This is a genomic window from Bacillus cihuensis (assembly GCF_000504145.1).
In the GTDB taxonomy this organism is placed as follows: Bacteria; Bacillota; Bacilli; order Bacillales; family DSM-1321; genus Peribacillus; species Peribacillus huizhouensis.
The window spans coordinates 1633570-1654817 of the sequence record NZ_KI632495.1; the positions used below are offsets into that span (position 1 = coordinate 1633570).

16 protein-coding genes are annotated in these 21248 nt (G+C 38.2%); 1 reads left to right on the forward strand and 15 read right to left on the reverse strand.

The window, feature by feature from the left end; genetic code table 11:
- Positions 1 to 659: 659 nt before the first annotated feature.
- The 11 genes from V179_RS27920 to V179_RS27930 form a co-directional block, all read right to left on the reverse strand.
- Positions 660 to 5246: a lamin tail domain-containing protein gene (locus V179_RS27920; RefSeq protein WP_084552346.1), complete on the reverse strand. Its 4587-nt coding sequence runs from the start codon at positions 5244 to 5246 to the stop codon at positions 660 to 662.
- A gap of 291 nt (positions 5247 to 5537) precedes the next feature.
- Positions 5538 to 6533 (reverse strand): Gfo/Idh/MocA family protein, encoded by a 996-nt coding sequence (locus V179_RS0113710; protein ID WP_326929553.1) that lies wholly within the window; start codon positions 6531 to 6533, stop codon positions 5538 to 5540.
- An 85-nt stretch (positions 6534 to 6618) separates the two neighbouring features.
- A complete protein-coding gene (locus V179_RS27925; protein ID WP_051404952.1) occupies positions 6619 to 8322 on the reverse strand; it encodes a ribulokinase in 1704 nt (567 codons plus the stop codon).
- 103 nt (positions 8323 to 8425) lie between these two features.
- Positions 8426 to 10237 carry an L-fucose isomerase gene (locus tag V179_RS0113720; protein ID WP_152534732.1) on the reverse strand — a complete coding sequence of 604 codons (1812 nt, stop codon included), beginning with the start codon at positions 10235 to 10237 and terminating at the stop codon, positions 8426 to 8428.
- Between the two features lie 808 nt (positions 10238 to 11045).
- Positions 11046 to 12194 carry a galactonate dehydratase gene (gene dgoD, locus V179_RS0113725; RefSeq protein WP_028391975.1) on the reverse strand — a complete coding sequence of 383 codons (1149 nt, stop codon included), beginning with the start codon at positions 12192 to 12194 and terminating at the stop codon, positions 11046 to 11048.
- A gap of 37 nt (positions 12195 to 12231) precedes the next feature.
- The gene (locus V179_RS0113730) at positions 12232 to 12858 is read right to left on the reverse strand and encodes a bifunctional 4-hydroxy-2-oxoglutarate aldolase/2-dehydro-3-deoxy-phosphogluconate aldolase (RefSeq protein WP_028391976.1); all 627 of its coding nucleotides are present in this window, start codon (positions 12856 to 12858) and stop codon (positions 12232 to 12234) included.
- A gap of 145 nt (positions 12859 to 13003) precedes the next feature.
- Positions 13004 to 13756, reverse strand: a complete 753-nt coding sequence (locus V179_RS0113735) for an IclR family transcriptional regulator (RefSeq protein WP_028391977.1) — start codon at positions 13754 to 13756, stop codon at positions 13004 to 13006.
- A gap of 286 nt (positions 13757 to 14042) precedes the next feature.
- Positions 14043 to 14465 carry a DUF1801 domain-containing protein gene (locus V179_RS0113740; protein ID WP_028391978.1) on the reverse strand — a complete coding sequence of 141 codons (423 nt, stop codon included), beginning with the start codon at positions 14463 to 14465 and terminating at the stop codon, positions 14043 to 14045.
- 111 nt (positions 14466 to 14576) lie between these two features.
- Complete coding sequence (locus V179_RS0113745) at positions 14577 to 15041, reverse strand: hypothetical protein (RefSeq protein WP_028391979.1); 465 nt, start codon at positions 15039 to 15041, stop codon at positions 14577 to 14579.
- A 267-nt stretch (positions 15042 to 15308) separates the two neighbouring features.
- On the reverse strand, positions 15309 to 15683 hold the full coding sequence (locus V179_RS0113750) for a hypothetical protein (RefSeq protein WP_028391980.1): 375 nt from the start codon (positions 15681 to 15683) through the stop codon (positions 15309 to 15311).
- A gap of 301 nt (positions 15684 to 15984) precedes the next feature.
- A complete protein-coding gene (locus tag V179_RS27930) occupies positions 15985 to 16260 on the reverse strand; it encodes a T7SS effector LXG polymorphic toxin (RefSeq protein ID WP_084552348.1) in 276 nt (91 codons plus the stop codon).
- A gap of 280 nt (positions 16261 to 16540) precedes the next feature.
- On the opposite strand from V179_RS27930, the gene V179_RS0113760 reads away from it, so the two are divergent.
- The gene (locus V179_RS0113760; protein ID WP_028391982.1) at positions 16541 to 16726 is read left to right on the forward strand and encodes a hypothetical protein; all 186 of its coding nucleotides are present in this window, start codon (positions 16541 to 16543) and stop codon (positions 16724 to 16726) included.
- Between the two features lie 176 nt (positions 16727 to 16902).
- Here the strand turns inward: V179_RS0113760 and V179_RS0113765 are convergent, their stop codons facing one another.
- The 4 genes from V179_RS0113765 to V179_RS27935 form a co-directional block, all read right to left on the reverse strand.
- The gene (locus V179_RS0113765; RefSeq protein WP_028391983.1) at positions 16903 to 17259 is read right to left on the reverse strand and encodes a hypothetical protein; all 357 of its coding nucleotides are present in this window, start codon (positions 17257 to 17259) and stop codon (positions 16903 to 16905) included.
- A 421-nt stretch (positions 17260 to 17680) separates the two neighbouring features.
- Positions 17681 to 17863: a hypothetical protein gene (locus V179_RS0113770; protein WP_028391984.1), complete on the reverse strand. Its 183-nt coding sequence runs from the start codon at positions 17861 to 17863 to the stop codon at positions 17681 to 17683.
- Between the two features lie 73 nt (positions 17864 to 17936).
- Positions 17937 to 19502: an acyl CoA:acetate/3-ketoacid CoA transferase gene (locus tag V179_RS0113775; protein WP_028391985.1), complete on the reverse strand. Its 1566-nt coding sequence runs from the start codon at positions 19500 to 19502 to the stop codon at positions 17937 to 17939.
- Positions 19503 to 19629: 127 nt separating this feature from the next.
- Positions 19630 to 21243: an acyl CoA:acetate/3-ketoacid CoA transferase gene (locus V179_RS27935; protein ID WP_051404953.1), complete on the reverse strand. Its 1614-nt coding sequence runs from the start codon at positions 21241 to 21243 to the stop codon at positions 19630 to 19632.
- Between the last annotated feature and the right edge of the window lie 5 nt (positions 21244 to 21248).

Below are 21248 nucleotides of genomic sequence, written 5' to 3' on the forward strand. Positions count from 1 at the left end.
AAGCATCTGCAACCTGTTGGAGACATGGATTACGCGGTTGAAAGCGCTTTTATTTTGGGCGTAAAAAAACAGAGAGTCTATTTGAATTGACTCTCTGTTTTTGCTTAATCTGTAAAACTGTTGAAGAAATCAACTAATAAGATAACAATTCTGATTTTCTCTCGTTAAATACTGTATAGGAAGCTTGATTTCAGCAAGATAATACTAAAATACATAATAGTGGCATATTCGAAAAAAGTTTTGACAAATATCGAGTGGTGATAAGCAAAAAACTTAGTAGATAGGTAGCTTTGTTTCGTGCATCTTCCTAGCTTCTCCATCATACGAGCCGGTAATTAGATTTGTGTGACGAAGCCAATCTTGTTCACCGAGGAGTCGACGTTAAACTCAACAAGCACTATCTAGCATTCAATAAAAATTTACAGTTTGCAAAGTAGGCACATTATTCCAATCGAAAAAACTATACTTTTTCATCCGAACTCTACAGTATTTTCAAACTTTTAAAACGAGGTTAAGCATCCGCAACAAATTCGAGGAATTCTATTTAGTTCCTGGTTTTAGACAGACTTAGAACCAGATCCATTATTTCATACCCTATTGTAGTCATAAAGCCTGAACCCTTTTATGTTAGGTTCAGGCTTTATTAAGGACTATTCTTATTACTTACCGCTGAATTTCTCTTTTTCTACCTCATGTTTAGGATTACCTTTTCTAAATGACCAGATGTCAGAAACTGTTCTACCGGTGTAAATATCTTCAGCAACAGCATACCAGGAATACGTATGATTTGCCGGTAGCCCTTTCCAATCTACTTGTGCAGTTTTGCCGCTTTTCACATTTTCTACTTTGCCTATATCAGAATTGGTATAAACGTTGACTTCAAAACTGTCAGTCGCGACTCTTTTCTCTTGTGGTTGAAGATCCAGGTTGATGACAAACTCATCTTTTCCTGCGTATTTGTCTGTGTCATAGTAATTGTAATCATTCAGATAAGGAGAATATGTGTTTACGAGAATTCTGTTTTGGTCGGTATCGAAGTGAAGCAGGCGCATGTAGCCTTGTCCACCTTCTGGACCAGCTTGATAATCGGCAAGCATTTGGTAGACTTGACGATCCGGTGTTCCGTCCCCATCATCATCGATTGAATCAACCAGCGTTTGAGCTTCATGGTAATGGCCACTTAATACAGCGATGACGTTTGTGTTGGGCACTACCACTTGGTTATAGATTTTTTCTCCAAGCGGGTGTCTTGTTCCAGTTGACAATAAATACTCGTGGAAGCTTAGAATTGCTTTTCGGTCCGGGTAAGCCGCTAAAACTTCGTTTAACCAAGCGATTGATTCGTCATCGACTCCCCAGCCCATGTACGTGATGATATAGTCATTACCATTAGCTGAAATTAAATCATAGTGACCACGATTATTTTTGTAAGATTCGCCGTAGTATGGTTTGTCTTTAAAACGATCTTCACCAAAGTATTGAGAGTAATTTGTATAATCACCTGTTTTGTGATCTACGTCATGGTTTCCTGCTAGAACTCCATATGGTACTTTTGCATCGTCTAGGACTTTCATAAACTGATCTGCATTGTTCCATTGGTATTGCTTATCTGATTCATCTACTAAATCTCCGGTGTGGATGACATATTTAATTTTTAATGCTTCTTGCATTTCCGCAATCCACTGTGTTTGTCTTTCATAAATATGCGGATAGCTCTCGGAATAATATTGTGTATCGGACATCCAAACGAATGTATAGTCATAATCGTTTGGAGAAGCCGGAATTTCATCTTGTATCATTACGTTGATTTTACTGTTCTTTACATACTCGTTTACAGGAACGGTTTGCTTTAACGAAAAATCACTTTCTCCTGCAATTTTATAATCGATTGCCATCCAGTTATTTTTCGTATGATTCCATGCATACATCGTTACTTTTCTACCTATTAGTGAATGACCTTCCCACGATAATTCAACAACATCATCCTCATCAACTGATCTGTCCAGTGTTACATCAAAACGGTGGTACGGGAATTGCGTAGTTGAATCTGTCATCAAATATTCATCATCTGAAGCTGTTACTTTTGAGATGTCTTCATCGGTAAAGGATGTTTCACCTTCTGGAACTGCCATTTGTGGTGGCTCTACATCGGCTGCATGTTTAAAAGCTTTTACATAATCTTTATTTGCTGCATTATATGTGAAGCCTTTGTAAAAACTCACGTTCATATCATCGTTCGTAGGATCAGTCACTTTTACTTTCAAAGTTGGAGATCCTTTTACACCTGGATCACCATCGTTCGGTGATAGGAGCTCTGGTTTAGACGGTAATTCGTCGACCACAGAGAATCGGATTGAAAGTTCTGTTTTGTTTCCTACTTTGTCAATTGCAGTAATCAGTAGCTCATGGTTGCCTGGTGCTAATTGTGATGAGGAAGTTTTATACGGAACTGTTATTGGCTCGTTGTCCAGCTTAACTTCCGCTTTATCTATACCAGCTATCTCATCGGTAATAGATGGATCGATAATAAATTCGCCTTTATATTCCTTATTCTTCTCAATTGAAGGAGCAATAACAGGAGCAGTATTGTCTACTTTTACGGTAGCCGTCCGCTCGCCATTCACTGGATCGCTTACTTTAATCGTATGAGCACCATCCGATACTGTAGTTGTATTCCACTTATATGCCTTTGATGGAGCTTTTTCTACTGGTAGAGAAAATGTGAAATTAACTGCTGGATTATCATCTTTCATTGCAATCACCTTATCAGGATCTGTATAAACAGGATCATTTATTACTGTCCCGTCAGTAAGAACTAATCTCACGTTTCGTAAACTATAATCATCCCTGTTCTCTCCTGCATTCGAAGGGAATGGTGAAGCTTTATCACCAGAACGGATTGTAAAGGTGTTTTCGCCAATTTTTATTTTCTCCGGTTGTATCGGAATTGTGATTGTTTGCCAATCAATAATTCCGTCATCAAAAATGCGTAATACCTCATCCCCCATAGTCACTCCGTTTTGGAAGAAAGTATTTACATTACTTACTTCAAATGCAAGATAACTTTCATCTTCAAGAGCATAATAAGTCTGTTCCTTTAACTCAGACTCATCAATAAATAGCTTCACATTTTCCTGTGTTGCATCACTCGAAGAACCTTTAATAATTTCTTCTCCTGAAAGAAAATCTCCATTTTTTACATTGAGTCTTAACTTGTCAGGATTTTTATCGCTTGTAATCTTCACTTTGTATGTATTACTTTTTACTTCATTCGCTCCGTCAGAAACAATGAAATAATACTCAATGTTTTCTTTCCCAATTAAATCAGGCGAGTAAATTGTATAGTGATACAGTAAATCATTATAATCCTGCTGTAACAATGCCCTTTTATATTCTGTTTGCTCATTGTTTTTATAATACAGGGCAACCGTTTTTACTTTTACATTATCCGTGGCATCAGCCTTAATCTTTAAATCTTCTAATTGTTTTATTTCAGTTTTACCCGTCAAATCTTCCACTGTAGGAGATACACTATCATCCTGTACTTCAACTGTTTTTGCAGGGACTTGACCTGATTGGACTTTCCCAGGTGTAGCAGCATTTTTTCCTGCACTTATTTTGATCATCTTGTTTGACCCATCTACTGGATATCTGTATGTAATCCCTTTATCAGGATATGTGTCATCAATACCAGTTACTTCATTGTAATATGCAACCGAGCTTTCAAATCCTGTGTTGGTCGCTACGACAAGTCCTCGGACAGAACCGTTAGCCATTCCAGCGCTGTAGATTCTGACAATATCTTCAGTTTCTACTAGATTTGAATTGTAATTTGCATTAAAATCAGCTACCGTTTTCTTCTCATTTTGTTCATTAATAATCCAGAATACAAGAGTTTCTCTTGATTTAATCACAACATTATCGGGTACAGATTCCCAAATAACATCACTATTCGGGTCTTCACCATAACGGTATTGCATCTTATAATCTTTAAAATTTATATCTTTGTTCGTATTATTGTAGATTTCAATAAACTCATAGCCGTCAGCCCCTCCGACATTTGCTGAATCAGGAACTACTTCTGTAACGAGGAAGTCAGGCAATTTATTGTAATCTACTACTGGTTTTGCGACTGCAATATTATATTCTGACGTTTTAGTGATATTTTTTCCATCTGCTGCTTCAATATAATAAATCAAATCAGATTCAACTGTTTCAGCAGGAATTTCCACTGAAAATTTAGAAGAATCTTCAGGGGTAGCAGTCATCGATATTGATGTAAATTGCTCATCCCCTTCTTTTTTGAAATGAAGGGTGGCATAAGGTACAGCTTTATCATCTGTAACAGCCGCTTCGATCCTAATAGGTGTGTATGCTTCACTATTTTTCACTGCAGAATGCTGAATGTCAGGTGCCACTGTGTCTTCTATTATTTCAGGTAATATAACCGCTGTTGCAGGAACTTGCACAGGTACAATTGCTCCTGGCGTCGGATTTGCAAGCGTTTGGAATTTTTCCATTTCCGTTCCTGTTTTTGGATAGTTGAATTGAACAACTTTCCCAGTATTATCGGTCTCCCCAGGAAGATAACCTGCAGAGATGATTTCTTTCCCTGTTTGATCTTTAATAACAAGTGCACGATTCCCCCCATTCGCAAAACCAGGGAATACATCCTTGAATGGAATGACTTTGTCTTCAGTCAGGTTTATATTAAATTGTGCATTAAATTCAGCTAAAGTCTTTCCAGTATTATTGAACCAAAATACGAATGTCTCTTGTGGTTCAATGGTGATATTACTCGGAATTTGAAATGGTTTTTCCACACCTGTATCCAAATAACGGTAAATAAAAGAATAGTTATTTAATAGTAACGGTTGATTCGTATTATTATAGAGCTCGAAAAACTCATAATTGTCCGTTCCTGCGGAATCTGGTGAAATCTCAGTTATCAGTAAATGTGGGAGACTATTGAAATCTTCTACTGTAGTAGTTTCTGGTGAAGGAGTAGTTTCGGTTACAGAATTACTCGAATCTGCTGATTCGTCCGTTCCTTCCAATGTTGATTTTATAGGTTCAGTGCTTGAATCAGTATGTACGGAACCTTCCCCGGTTGATACCTGTGGAATAGAAACTTTTTCTAGTTCTTCCGCATTGGTAATGATTGGAGTAATTAAAATAAAGTTCGGTAATACTAGACTAAAAACTAATATATACGACATAAGCACCCTAAATCTCTTGTTCTTCATACTTCCCCCTAAAAAAATGATCGATTTTTGTAAAATTATACAATCATTTCATTAAGGAATATTTAGGAAATTGTAAAGTTTCGGTGAACTTAAAGAAAAACATTTCGAGTGCCAGGCACCAATTTGATAAAATTCCAGGTGTGCATATTAACTAAGTGTTCCAAAAGAAAGTAAACAACCTTTATACCTTATAAAGTGAAACTTCAAAACCAGTGGGGGTTTTACTGCCCGTTAATGCGGGATAAATGTAGGACTAAAGGTTGCTTAACTCTCTCTTTCATTCGTTTAAGATCATTTTACTTTTTCTACCCTTACAGGACTCTTCGTTCTTAATGATTGATAACAAGCTTCAATGACACCTAAATTTTTGTTGCTTAGTTTACCTTTGTTAATCGGTTGTTGTTGTAGGATAGATGTTGAGAAATGCTCGACTTGTAAGAGGTATTGATCCCCAGACACATGTTCTTCTCTTGCTTCTCCGTTTTCATCTGTTATGGAAATGATCCCTTCGCCATCTCTTAAATCTGGACGAAAAGCGAAAGGAACACGAATGGCGCCCTTTGTTCCAAAAATTTCATACTGATGGGTCATCGGCTCTTCAAAGCTGCAATGAAATCCTGCGGTAATACCATTGTCAAAGGTTAGTAGCCCAGAAGCCGTTAAGTCAACTCCTACATTTGCAGTAATATTACCAGATACATAGACTTCTTTTGGTTCTTGATCTAATAAAAAAAGGCTCGCATGAATACAATAGCAGCCAATATCAAAAATGCTACCGCCGCCTAATTCAGGATTGATCCGGATGTCACTCTTATTTAAATCAAGCTGGAATGTAAAGGCTGCTCGCATATGCTTTACATCTCCTATCTCTCCACTTGCAATGATTTCTTTGACACGTTGATGCTGCGGATGAAATTGATACATAAAGGCTTCCATGAATAAAACGTTGTTCTCGGCACATGCATTTGTCATTTCTCTTAAATCCGCAGAATGGAGTGCTGCTGGTTTTTCACATAATATATGTTTTCCCTTGTTTGCAGCTTCGATGACCCATTTTTTATGTAAAGAGTTTGGGAGTGGAACATATACAGCTTCAATATCTGGGTCCGCTAATAATTCCATGTAGCTGTCATAGGCTTTTGGGATATTCAATGTTTCTGCTACTTGTTTTGACTTGTTACTTTCGCTGGCAATTGCATAGACCTCATTGTTTTCCGCTGCTTGTAACGCGGGAATAATTTGTTTTTGTGCAATATTCGCCGTACTTAATATTCCCCATTTAATCACTCGTTTCAATGAATAGCCCCTCCTTCGGTTTTGTGCATAATAGACGGCCCATTGGTCGTTTATTGTACACAACGGGCACTGATTGTTACTTTTGCACTTCTAATTTCCTGTTATTCTGTCCTGGTTCTACAGTCTCGATCATTCTCATGTTTTTTAAGCCGTGCATGATTTCATACTTCTCTCGACCAAAATAATCATGAAGATCTAAATAATATTTATAAAGCTCATCATATATTTTCACATTTTCTGCGATTGGAACAAAAGCCTCCTCTTTAACTTTGGCCATTTTCTCAGCTGCTTCAAAAATCGTGTCGTAACCACCGTTTTTTCCCCCTGCAGCAACTGAAGCATACATGGCAGCACCGAGAGCCGTTGTTTGTTTTGAATCAGCTATTTTAATTTCTCGATTGGTAATATCAGCGTATACTTGCATAAGCAATTTATTTCGTTGCGGAAGTCCGCCACATGCGAAAAGTTCCTTGACCTCCACACCTGCTTCTGTAAAATTCTCAATAATTTTTCTAGTCCCAAATGCTGTCGATTCTAATAAAGTACGATAGATTTCTTCTGGTTTCGTAGCTAAAGTAAGTCCGATAATCGTTCCAGATAAATTGGCATCGACTAAGACAGATCGATTGCCATTCCACCAATCTAAGGCGATTAGACCTGATTGTCCAGGCTTATACCTGGTTGCCTTTTCCTCCAATACTTGATGTACACTTTTTCCTGCTTCTTCTGCTTCTTGTACAACATAGCTTGGTACTGCTTGCTCTACATACCAAGCAAAGGAATCTCCTACCGCAACTTGGCCAGTCTCATAACTGTAGTAACCCGGAATAATTCCATCTTCGACGATGCCACAAACCCCTTCAATCGCTTCTTCTTTATCCGCTATTAACATGTGACATGTAGACGTTCCCATCGCTAATACAAACTGTCCAGGGTGTACGGCTCCAACAGCTGGAACCCCAGCATGAGCATCAATGATTCCAACAGCAACAGCAATCCCCGGTAAGAGCCCTAACTTGTCAGCCATCTCTTTTGTCAGTTCTCCTGCCTTTTCACCAATCGACCGAACCTCACCACGCATTTTTGTTTCTAAAATATGTTCAAAACGCGGATGTAGTGCTTTAAAAAATGAAGCCTCCGGATACCCAGCTTCTTTATTCCAAAATGCTTTGTAACCACATGTATTACTACTGCGAATTAGATTGTTGGTTAATCGATACGTGACCCAGTCACAAGCTTCGATAAATAAGTCCGCTGCTTCAAACACCTCGGGTGCCTCTTTGATGATTTGTAAAATCTTCGGGAACATCCACTCCGAAGAAATTTTGCCACCATAACGATGTAAAAAATCTTCTTTTCTTTCTGTGGCAAGACTTGTTATTTCATCTGCTTCTTTATTTGCTGCATGATGTTTCCATAACTTCACCCAACTATGTGGATGGCTTTCCCATTTTGGATCCAAACATAATGGATCTCCTTGTTGATCTAAAGGTAAAATAGTTGAAGATGTAAAATCGATCCCTATACCAATTACATCTTTCTTATCGATCAAACGCAACACTTCAGGTACCGATTGAAAAAGTACATCTAAATAATCTCCTGGGTGTTGCAACGCCCAATCTGGTTGAAGTGGTTTTCCGTTCGGCAGCACCTCATCTAAAACACCGTGTTTATAAGGTGTCACATGTGTGGCGATTTCCTCACCCGTGTCAACATCGACCAATAGCACTCTCCCTGATTCCGTTCCAAAATCAATTCCGATCGTATATTTTCTTGTCAAATCGTTTTCCCCTTTCTTGGTTGCAAGCATAGCGGTCAAATAATTAAGAAGAGCTGTCCAAAAATGGGCAGACCCTTTTTAGAACAGCCCCATTTTGCATTCTTTATTTATATAATGGACCATACGCTTCACACGCTCTATAATCAGCGCCCGTTAAGTCCCCAGCACCAAAAGCACTCCAAGCACTAGGTCGGAATATGCGATTGTCCTCCACATTATGCATAGAAACCGGAATACGAAGCATTGATGCCAATGTAATTAAGTCGCCGCCAATATTGCCATAACTTACTGCACAATGGTTGGATCCCCAATTGTACATGACTGAATAGACATCTTTAAACACACCATGACCTGTTAATTTAGGAACGAACCATGTAGTTGGCCACGTTGAGTCTGTTCTTTTATCTAATATGTCATGCATATCTTCTTCTAATTCTACCGTATAACCTTCTGCAAGTTGTAATACAGGGCCAAGTCCCTCAACAATATTAATACGAGCAATTGTCACAGGCATTCCGCCGCGAGTCGTATAGTCGGTAGAGAAGCCTCCACCTGGGAAGAAATCAACCGCTTGACACCACTCTGTCGCTTGCAGACATTTTTGAGCTTCTTGTTCTGTGATTTCCCAGAATGGCTTCATGGCTGGCTTGCCATCTTTCTCTTGCTGACCTGTTCCATCTAATGCTGCTGGACCTGAGTTAAGCAAGTGGATAATTCCATTCGCAGCCACTCCAGTTAACTCTTTGCCAGTGACTCGTTTCACTGCCTCTGGACTCCAATACGTACGAACATCCGCAAATATTTGTGCTGCATTGGTCAATAGATGCCCGAATAACATTGTCACGCCATTCAACGTATCGTTTTCAGTAGCCATGATGAATGGTTCCCTAATGCCATTCCAATCAAATGATGAAGACAATATTGCTTCCATAAAATCGCCGGTAGGCATAAAGTCGGTCCATGCACGCTGTCCTTGGAAACCAGCTGCGATCGCATTATGACCTAATGCTGCTTCGCCAAATCCTTTTTCCGCTAACTTCGGATTGCCAATCATTAGATCTCTCGCAATTAGAGCCATTTTAACGATGGTTCTCCAGTCTTTCTCTTTCTGTTCTTCTGATCTTTGTGCATCAGGTAAAAGACCATTTTTCCCTTCTTTACAATGCTTCTTCACCCAAGTATAGGCAAATTCGTATTCTTCGGTATCATAAATTTCCAATTGCAATCTTCGCATGACTTCACTCATATCGACATATTCGTTTCTCATGCCGAGATATCGTTGAAAGAATTCTTCATTTACCATACTACTAGCAATCCCCATTGAGACCGAGCCTATGGAAAGATACGATTTGTCGCGGATGATTGTTACTGCAAGTGCTGATTTTGTGAATTGTAATAGTTTCTCTTGTACATCTTCCGGGATCGAAGAATCCGTCATCTCTTGTACATCGTGTCCATAAATATTAAACACTGGCAACCCTTTTTGATTATGGGCAGAGGAAGCTGCCGCTAAATACACCGCTCCCGGTCTTTCCGTTCCATTAAATCCCCAAATCGCTTTAAGCGTATGAGGGTCTTGGTCCATTGTTTCCGTCGGATAACACCAAGATGGAGAGACAGTAATTGTAACAGCAACACCTTCTTTCTTAAATTTTTCACGTGCTTGTGCAGCTTCAACAACTCCACCAATCGTCGTATCAGCGATTACACATTCAACAGCAGTTCCATCTGGATAATGTAATTGTTCTTGTATAAATGTCGCAACATTCGTTGCCATATTCATTGTCACTTCTTCTAATGATTCTCGAATCCCACCCTGGCGACCATCAATAACTGGTCGGATGCCGATTCGTGGAAATTCTCCTACCCATCTTTTATCACTTTGATTAATTAAAGATTCCATACTTGTTTCCATCTTTTGTTCCTCCTTCTTATTAAATTACGCCATGTTAGTTCCCTTGTTTATTTACCTGGAAAAAGTAGTTCCTGTACTTTAGTTCATCAAAGTTGGTCATTGTCACAGTTATACCTATATCGATTTGTTTTCTACCGCCTCTAAATAGCATTTACTACGCTGTTGGTGCTCCTTAAATTAACAAACATCTTACATAACTAATTCTGTTTTTCACCTCTTTCTCCTCCTTTGGTACAATGGATGTAATATAAATTTTTCAATTTAGAAATACTTTTCTGATCATTTCATCCTTAATTTTATTAATCATAAATTCAGAGATACTAAAGTCATTAATTAGATTCTGGTTTACCAAAAAATCACAGCCTTTCTTAGATGCGTCCCCCAAATACCTACATTACAAAGCCGGAAATTTGAGGTTTGCGCGCCAAAGCCAATATTTCTGCACTTATAAACAGAAAAACTCTCAACTGCTGTTAAGACAGTGGAGAGATCTTTTAACGGTTATCCTATTTCACTTCTACAATAAAGTCCGCCCAAGTGTTCATTCTTAGGTGAAAATTCAGTTTTGGATTTTCTTCAATTCTTACTTGTATATAATAATATCCGGGTTCATTAAGTTTTATTTCATTTGAGAATACATCAAATACTATAACAACAAACAAATTATGGAAAAATTAAAGACATGATTCCGGTACAATATCGAACTTATACCCAACAAGCTGCCTATTGAAATATCCTGTCTAACTCTTTGGGGGCACATCATAAAGGTTACTCTTTATACTCTTCCCGTTACACTCTATATGTTCACTTACCACTCTGCGACACTGCCGTCCTTATGACGCCAAACCGGATTGCGCCAGTTATGACCAACCTCTGCCATAGTTCTTACATGTTCTTCGTTAATCTCAATGCCTAGTCCTGGTCCGTTTGGAATTTTTACATAGCCATCTTCATATTCAAATACTTGTTTATCAACAATATAATCTAGTAAATCACTACCTTGATTGTAATGAATCCCTAAACTTTGTTCTTGAATAAATGCATTGTGACAGGTTGCATCTACTTGGAGGCAGGATGCTAAAGCAATCGGTCCTAATGGACAATGAGGCGCGGCTGCCACATCGAAAGCCTCGGCCATCGAGATAATTTTCTTACATTCTGTAATGCCCCCTGCATGTGATAAATCCGGTTGGATAATATCGACATAGCCATCAGTAAGCAGCTTTTTGAAATCCCATTTCGAATACATTCTCTCACCTGTTGCAATCGGAATCGCCACGTGGTTTGCGATGTCTCGTAATGCCTCATTATTTTCCGGCAAAACAGGCTCCTCAATGAACATCGGTCTGAATGGCTCTAGTTCTTTGGCAAGAATTTTCGCCATTGGTTTATGTACTCTGCCATGGAAATCAATGCCGATGCCAACATGAGGTCCGACTGCCTCGCGGACGGCTGCAATTCGAGCTAACACTTGATCAATTTTTTCATAGGAATCTACATACTGGAGTTCTTCCGTCCCATTCATTTTCACAGCTGTAAATCCTTTCGCAACCATGTCTTTAGCCGCTTCGCCAACATCAGCAGGACGATCGCCACCTATCCAAGAATAAACCTTAATCGACTCTCGAGCTTTACCGCCAAGGAGTTGATGGACGGGAGCGTTATAATATTTCCCTTTAATATCCCAAAGTGCTTGATCAATCCCAGAAATCGCACTCATTAAGATTGGACCGCCACGATAGAAACCTGCTCGATACATGACATTCCAATGGTCTTCTATATGAAGTGGATCTTTGCCGATCAGATATTCCATTAATTCATCAACGGCAGTTTTGACAGTTGCTGCTCTTCCCTCAACGACCGGTTCTCCCCACCCCACAATGCCTTCATCTGTGTCAATTTTTAAGAATAACCAGCGCGGTGGTACTTGGAATAATTCATATCCTGTTATTTTCATAGCACACTCTCTCCTTCTGTATGATCGAGATATTTGTTTAAGAACGGATGGCAGAAACAAAGGATTCAGCCTTTTGCGTCAATGCCTTTAAGTATTCTTCGTTCACTTCCTGCTTTGTATCGACGAGTGAGCTACCAATTCCAAAGCCAATCGCTCCAGCTTTTTGAAACTCGCCGATATTGGCTAAAGTAATACCACCGGTCGGTAAGAGTGGTATATGTGACAGTGGACCATGTATATCTTGTAAATAACTTGACCCCATGCTACCTGGAAACACTTTGATAATATCTGCCCCATACTCATAGGCGGTTAAAATTTCTGTCGGTGTAAACGCACCAGGGATGCTGACCGCCCCATATCTTTTCGTCATTTTGATCGTTTCAATATTTACAGTTGGAGACAAGATAAACTTTGCACCTGCTAATATAGCAGCGCGAGCTGTTTCCGGGTCTAATACCGTTCCAGCGCCAACAACCATTTCATTCCCAACCGCTTGACTCACGCGTTCTATCGATTGTAGGGCGTTTGGCGAGTTAAGTGTGATTTCGATCAAGCGGATGCCGCCATCTCGTAATGCTTTAGCAATCTTGACTGTATCTTCCGGTTTAGCACCACGGACAATCGATATAATTTTATGATTTAAAATCTGTGTAAGGGCATTCATTTCACCCACTCCTTTTCGTGTATCAGTGGAATGACATCTTCTTTGTGCGTTCGATTCATATCTTTATCAGGCAGCCCTTCAATATCCCCATTGACAGTCGTGACTATTGCTCCGACTCGAACTGCCTGGGTTTCTTAAAAACCAGCTATGCTCCCATATAACCAATACTCGCTGAGATTTTTTTTGCAGTCAGCAGCAAGTTTTCTACAATATTATCCTTTTGTTTGTTCATTCTTTCTTTAGGACCAGCCACACTGATCGCTGCTTGAATCGTTTGATCGGCTCCATAAACCGGAGCAGCTAAACAAAATAACCCTTCTTCATTTTCCTCATCATCGATCGAATAACCAAGTTGCCAAAAGATTCTTAGCTGCTCTAGTAGCTGTTGCTTGTCCGTGATGGTTTGCTTCGTAATCGGAAGCAATTCCACAGCGTTTAAGATTGTATGCCGATTTTGTTCAGGCATAAAGGCTAAGAAGACTTTGCCAAGGCCTGTACAATATAAAGGCTTTTGGCCACCAGGCTGTGCACTCGTGCGAATCGAACGATTACTGTCAATCTTCGCGATGTAGACTAGATCCTGATCCGATAACACCGCCATAAATACCGTTTCTTGAACATCTTCCATCAATTGTTTTAAGAAGGGATATCCTTGAGAAGAAATATCTAACGATTCCATGGCAGCGCTACCAATTTGAATCAGCTTTGGCCCTAACTTATATGTATTAGCGGAATCAAGGGATAAATACCCTTCTCTAAAAAGCGTGCCAATCAGACCCGATGTACTACTTTGTGGAAATGATAATGTTTCACTTATTTCTTTAATCGTTAAACCATGTGGCTTTTGGCTTAATAATTCAAATACTCGAAGAACACGCTCTGCAGATTTAACGGACATATGTGCACCTCTTTAAAATCATATATATGATTCTGATTCCTATATGTGATTTAGTAAGTTAATCGTATCATGAATAATTTGATAATTCCAACAATATTTTAAAAATGACTAACGATTCAAAGTCGTTAGCCATCTCCGTTCAATCAATAACAAGAGTTACTGATCGATTTTTATGTTTTCTTAAAAATTCTATTAAATGATTGTCTAGGTCATGTATACCGAAATCATACTCCCCGCCACTGGTCAACTCATTGAAAATGTAAGTCATCCGTTTTCTTTAGAAGCTTTACTGATTAGGATAGGTTTCTTTCAAAAACTTTACTGATTGATTAATTAACTCTTTTAAAACGTCAACATCAATATCTGCTATTTTATTTATATACACACACGCTTTACCTGTAGTATGTTTGCCAAAGTCCATTAATAATTCCTCGCGTTTCGAGTCACCTGGTGCAAAATACAAACTGATTTTAGCTTTTCGAGGTGAAAAGCCAACTAATGGTGCATCACCTTCGTGACCGGTTGCATATTTGTAATGATAGGAACCAAATCCAATAATACTCGGTCCCCACATCTTGGCTTGATAACCTGTCGTTTCTGTAAAAATATCTAATAATTTAAATGCATCTTCACGTTTTTTAGGGCTTTCGACATTTTCAATAAACTCTATGACACTACTGTCGGTTTCTTTTGTTTTTAGTTCGTACATTGTTAGAATCTCTCCTTTTTCTTTAGTATACTGTTTAGTGGGCCATACTAAAACTTCAATATGAAAAGCTTTTTCCTTCCGATCCAACTCCCCGTTTGTTGAAGAAAAATATTATAGTACATCTACGACAAATGTATAGGATGAGTCACCGTTTGTCCATTCAGCATAAATTTCAATTACATACTTTCCTTTTTTCGATGGTAAGGTGATTTGGTGTTGATTCACAAGTAATGCTTCACCACGGTTTTCTTCTTCCCATATATATGCCTGTAATTGTGGTAGGGAGCCATCGTTAAACTCTATATTAGCTAGTGAACTTTGATCAATTATTTCCGCTTTCATATTTTCAGCTATTTGCAATGGTGAAGCAGCATCTGCAATAACCGTCTTATTTGAAAATAAACCCTTTGATTCCCATTTATAAGTGCCTCTAGCTGTTTCGATCTTTTCACCATTTATTTTTACTATGGCATCTGGCGGTATTTCTGGCGGCTCTTCTGCAGATTTACTTGAACAACCTACTACATTGAATATGAACAACATTATTATTGCAAATACATACTTCTTATTTTTCACGTAAATCCCTCCTTTTTTCTGTTAGACATTGCTTGTTTATACATGTTTCAAATCATATTTTATAATCTAGCCTTAAAGGCCAACATCATATTACACCAAAAATATCAAAACTTATTATTATAGTAGATTTCGGTCCCTTTGAAGTAATTTACAAATGATGATCAAAGCGAGCAGCGATCTAGCACTACATTTCTAATATTTTGGCACTGTTAAATTATTTGCGAAATTAGATCTACACTTGTGAACAATTCTATTTTATTTGCTTGACTATTTGTTAAATGTGACAGGAATTTTAACCAAGACATAATCACCAGTCCACCTCTGCGTCGTGGCAATCAAACGATCTCCTTGTTTTTCAAAGAAAAGTCCGCTTCCGTCCTTTTGCTTGAACAGCCAGCCATTTTGACTTAGCATTTTCTTGATATTTTCGTCTGCTATGCTTTGTGCACTGCGTGTGATATACCACTCATATCCGTTTTCACTTGCTAATTTAACAATTTCTTTATTTGAATCATTTAGCAATTCTACCGCTTCTTTTTTACTAAGGTTCTCCATTGGAAGTGGAGGATAGAAAAGTTTGTTGTTAAATACAAAAACGGCAATAAATAGAACTGATACAACAAACACTATCATTTTCTTCATTCAATCGCCCCTTATGATTCTTCTTTCAATTCTATAATAAATATTCCAGTTGTATTCTAAAATACCTTTCTATTCGGAAAATCTCTTCTATTTAGACGTAGTGAGGTGTTTATTTCTATCATAGAACTCCTTAATAAATTCTGGAACATTTGACCAATCTTGTTGCATTTCTGAAATATAAATAGATTTGGTCGGTATAGCACCTTCGTACACAATCATTTTTATGTTGTCCAAAGTATTAATTTCTCACAAAAAAGCACTTGTTGCCTACAATGCAATCAAGTGCTTACAGTTAACAATATCAATTTCTTAGAATGAATCCATGGTTCGATGGTTCGACTCCCGTTAATGCACTTATGATTGTCTGCAAGATTTGTTCGTATTCGACAAGAAAGTTTTCATAAAACAATAAAAACGGCTTATGACATTCCTCGTAAAATCCACGGATGGCATTCCCCCCTGCTCCTTTAAGGGACTCCTCAAGTGCAATGAGATTGGTAACGGCCTCCTTGATTTGATTCATCTGATCTTTTTGGATATCTATTTTATCAAAGATCTCATCAATACCAGAATGCAGCGATCCTACTCATTTAGGCTATTCGTCAGTTTTTTTGTAAGTACACTTTTCACCATTACGTTTTTACGAAAAGTTATATACAGCCTTTCCGCTGCAAAATTTCATGAATGTTTTTATCATCCATTCCTAAACGGAAAATTTGTAAAGCACCCTATTCAGCTGCTCCTATTTTTAATGGTGGCAGGCATGAAAAAATAAAATTCGTATTAAGTTGAACGTAGGTAAACAAACACTCATTCCCTCAAAATACACATATATTAGTAAAAAAGGGGGTGATATGATGGATAGAATGATCCTAGTGTTTTTAGCAAGTCTTTTAGCTGGATTCTCACTGATAAAAGTGTCCTTAGCAGGAACATTTTTATCAAGTTTAGAACCATTCGCTACAATCATCGGAGTCTTAGCAGTTATCGTCTTTTCATTGGCCTTAATTTATCAAGGAGTAAAGACCTTATTTAACAAATAGCTATGTAAGCGCATTCAATTAAGATGACTCATATAGATCAGACCTCGCATTCTAAATCAGTATGTTATCTCATCCTGTATTTAGTTTTGCGGGGTCTCCTTCCTTTATGAGTGGTGACATTTCACGCCAAATCTATGTGACAACCAATCTCGGTTGCTCTATGAGAAAATGAAACTTCAATCAGTGGGAGTTTTACTACCCGTTAATGCGGGATAAACGATTCGTGGTACATCTTTACCATGAGCAATAACATCTCTAACTGCCCGTTTAATCCATTGTTTAGCCAGATCGTCAGTACCGCCAGCTTTTTCATGAAAATCTCTAATAAGACCTTTTGAAAACACACAAAGAACTTTTGTTTCACTATTAACTTGAAGTCTAACCCTTGGGTTTCTAGAGGAGACGATATAAGTAAGGACCCCACTAGCATTCAAAAGGTAATGTTTGTTAGACACATCACATTCCATTACAGCCCTAGTTACCCCATTAACGAACTCTTTTTCGCCCTTTTGGATATACTTTTGACTTCCCATAGTAAACAAACCACCTTATTAAAATATTCATACATACTATATATTTCGTAGAGTTGGCTTAACCTCCTCTATTTCCACAGAAAAATAACAAAAATTTTACGAGTGAAATAAAAAGTTTACATCAATATCGATTCGTGACTAACATATAAAATAAAATTTGATTTATATAAGTATACTATTTTATTATATAGGGATTTGTTGGATGTTGGGAAATAAAGTGGTAATGTCACTCTGCTTTTCCTCATAAGAAATATAATATGCTATAACATAAAAAACGGAAGTCTTTGATAAGAATCCCGCTTGTCTTTCTGGATATATTATAATTACGGTGGGCTTAAGAAAATTTATTCAGCCTTTTCTTACAATCTTCGGTAAAGTTCAATAGATAATAGACATTAGGCTCACCTGAATTAACTCCATATTAGCTATTCTCCCTTACTTTTACTTGGGAATGTACGCAAGCCTTTGTTATTTTACTAACGATATCTTCTATTCCAACAAAATCTTCTGCATCTGCAAAAAACATTAAACTCCTTTCTTGTCCTTTATATCCCTGGGTATCAATCAAAAAAATACTGGAGGGAATTGCGATTTCTTCTTTCATATTTCCCTTAAATCTTAATTGCCCATATCGACTGTTTAGGCACAACTATATAAACGGACCAGCTACCTTGATTCTAGTTATACTTAATATTCATCGATTTATCCTCAAAAATACTATAATCCATTTCTTTTAAACTAGGAGAGATGATCGGTTTAAAATCCATTTGATTTAGAATGTCTTTCACAAGATCAATACCGGGAGCAACCTCCTTTAACTCTAATCCAGCCTTTGTTAAAACAAATACTGCCCGTTCGGTTATATACATAACATCTTTTGAGTGATCAGTTGCATACTTTCCGCTGAAAGAAATTTGATTAACGTAATTTGTAAATTTTTTAATAGTACCTTCCTGAAGGATATGTAGCTTACCATTATGAATAGATGTCTTTAATCCTCCACCTGTAAAGGTCGTACAAAAGACAACTTTCTTTGCTGATTGCGTAATGTCTATAAACCCACCACACCCTACTGTTCTAGTACCAAATTTAGATACGTTCACATTACCAATTTGATCAACTTCTGCTGCCCCCATGAATGTGAGATCGACTCCCGCACCATGATAGTAATCAAATAAATATTCATGATCTAGAATGGCATCTGCATTGCGAGCAACTCCAAATTCGTTCGCCCCCAATGGAATCCCACCGATAATTCCAGATTCAAGAGTTAACGTGATCCGGTCGTTTAATCCTTCTTCGTTTATGATAGGACCAATAACATCTCCTGGAATTCCGATTCCCAAATTAATAACAGCAGATGATGATGTTAATTCCTGTACTGCCCTTCTACCAATTACTTTACGAATATCTAATTCAATAGGTGCGAGACTTTCCAATGATGTACGAACATCACCTGAAAAAACTGGATCAAAGACCGCACTCGGAATTTGGCGATGTTCTGTCACTGCGTCTTCAACAAGGACAAAGGCATCTACAAGATATCCAGGAACAACGACATTCTTTGGATGTAAGGTTTCTTTGTTGACTAAATATTTAACTTGAGCAATTACTTTTCCACCATAAGCCTTGGTTGCGTGTGCTGCCGACAGAATTTCCAGTTTTAAAGGCTCCTCTTCCGTTGTAATATTTCCATTTTCGTCGATGCTTGTACCACGTATGAAAACATAATCAAACGGAATAGAAGGATATAACAAAAATTCCTCATTGCTAATTGTGATCATTTGGACAAGGTCCTCTTTTGCCTTCGTTCGTTCATTGAATTTACCGCCTTCAACCCGTGGATCAACAAAAGTCCCTAGACCTACTGGGGAGATTTGTCCAGGCAATTTATTGGCCATCGCCCTTAACAAATGGGTTAATTGACCTTGTGGCCAACAATAGCAATCAATCTTATTCTCTTCAATCAACTTCCTAATTTTAGGAGCAAGTCCCCAATGCCCTCCAATTACGCGTGAAATGAGTCCTTCTTCAGCGATATGTTCTATTCCATTTGATTTGTCTGACTGTCCAGCGGTGTGAAAAACTGTAAGATCGTTTGGCTTTCCTGTTTCTTTATAATTCTGACCAATAGCTCGCAAGATTTTATCACATTGGCCCATTCCCCCAAATCCAACTAAAGCAATCGTACTTCCATCGGGAATTTCTCTGGCTAGGTCGTTAGCATTTAGTGATTGAACCATTTTATTCACCCCTAAAAAAATAATTAAATCATTTCTATGTCGTAGGAGAAATTGAGTATCTCTTATTCTCTTAAGTTTGTTGAGAACATAGACTTATTAAAAGCAAGTCCGTTAAATAATCTCATCGTTAACTTACTGGATGAACTTCTGTTGATGCTGACTCACTAAAATAGTAGAACAAGTCTTTGAAATTCATAACCTGCTCTTTGAAAATTACAGAAGGCATTTCTTTTAAATATGGAGAAATAACCGGTTGAAATTCCATTTGGGCTAAAATATCGTCTTCAATGTCAATTCCCGGTGCATATTCAATTAACTCAACTCCATTCGGAATAAGCCTGAAAACAGCACGCTCTGTTATAAAATACACAGGTTGTTGATTTTCTCTGGCATACTGACCACTAAATGTAATTTGTCGTACTTGATTGAGAAACTTTTTGTTTTTCCCTTCTTTAATAATTTTTAATTTTCCGTCTTTTATTTCTATCTCTAAACCACCTGCTGTAAATGTGCCAACGAAAACAACTTTTTTAGCCGGTTGAGTAATATCAATAAACCCACCGCACCCAACAACACGTGAACCGAATTTACTTACATTGACATTCCCTTTACCATCTACCTCTGCTGTTCCCATATAAGTAATGTCAACACCAGCTCCATTGTAATAGTCAAACTGATAGGGATGTTCAATAATAGCCTCAGCATTTTTGCTAATACCAAAATCCGTTCCTCCAGCAGGCACACCGCCAATCACACCAGATTCTACAGTTAGGATAATTTCCTGAAGAATACCTTCCTCACTTGCTACCGGACCAATTGTATCCCCCGGAATCCCCGTCCCTAGATTAACAACTGCTTGTGGAAAAAGTTCCATCACACCGCGGCGGCCAATGATTTTTCGAACCGTTAAAGGAATTGGCTCAAGAGTACTCTCGGCAACCTTTAAATCCCCAGAATATACAGGATCAAAGAAAGTAGAAGAAGTTTGACGGTGTTCATGAACAGGCTCTTCAGCTAGTACAATGGCATCCACAAATATTCCTGGAACGACAACCTGTTTGGGATGCAAAGACCCTCGACGGGCTAAATTCTTAACTTGAACAATCACTTTTCCTCCATAACGTTTTACAGCTTGGGCAACTGATATTGCCTCAAGTTTAATCGCTTCATCTTCCATCGTCACATTTCCGTTCTCATCTGCCGTCGTCCCTCGAATAATAGCCACATCAATAGGAATAGCGTTATAAAACAGATGTTCTTCCCCTTTAATGTCAATAACATCCACAAAACTTCCAGTTTGTTTAGCCTTATCGTTCATTAATCCACCTTCAATTCTCGGATCAATAAATGTACCTAAACCTACTTTCGAAAAATTCCCAGATTTTCCGGAAGCCATTGACCGGAATAAATGCGTCATTTGTCCTTGTGGTAGGCAATGAGCTTCTACTTCATTATCGTGGATCAGTTCCCCCCATTTAGGGGCTAAACCCCAATGTGAACCAATAATCCGTTTTACAAGTCCCTTATGCGCAAGGTGCTGAATCCCATTTACACGATCACTATGCCCAGCACAATGAATGAGCGTTAACTGAGAAGGAGTTCTATGTTCAAAAAAACGATTCTCTATTTCCTTGAGGATCGTTTCACAAGCTCCCATCAAGGTAAATCCAACACAAGATATGGTCGAACCATCCTTAATAAAATCTACTGCAGATTTTGCTGAAACAACCTTATTGAACATAATAG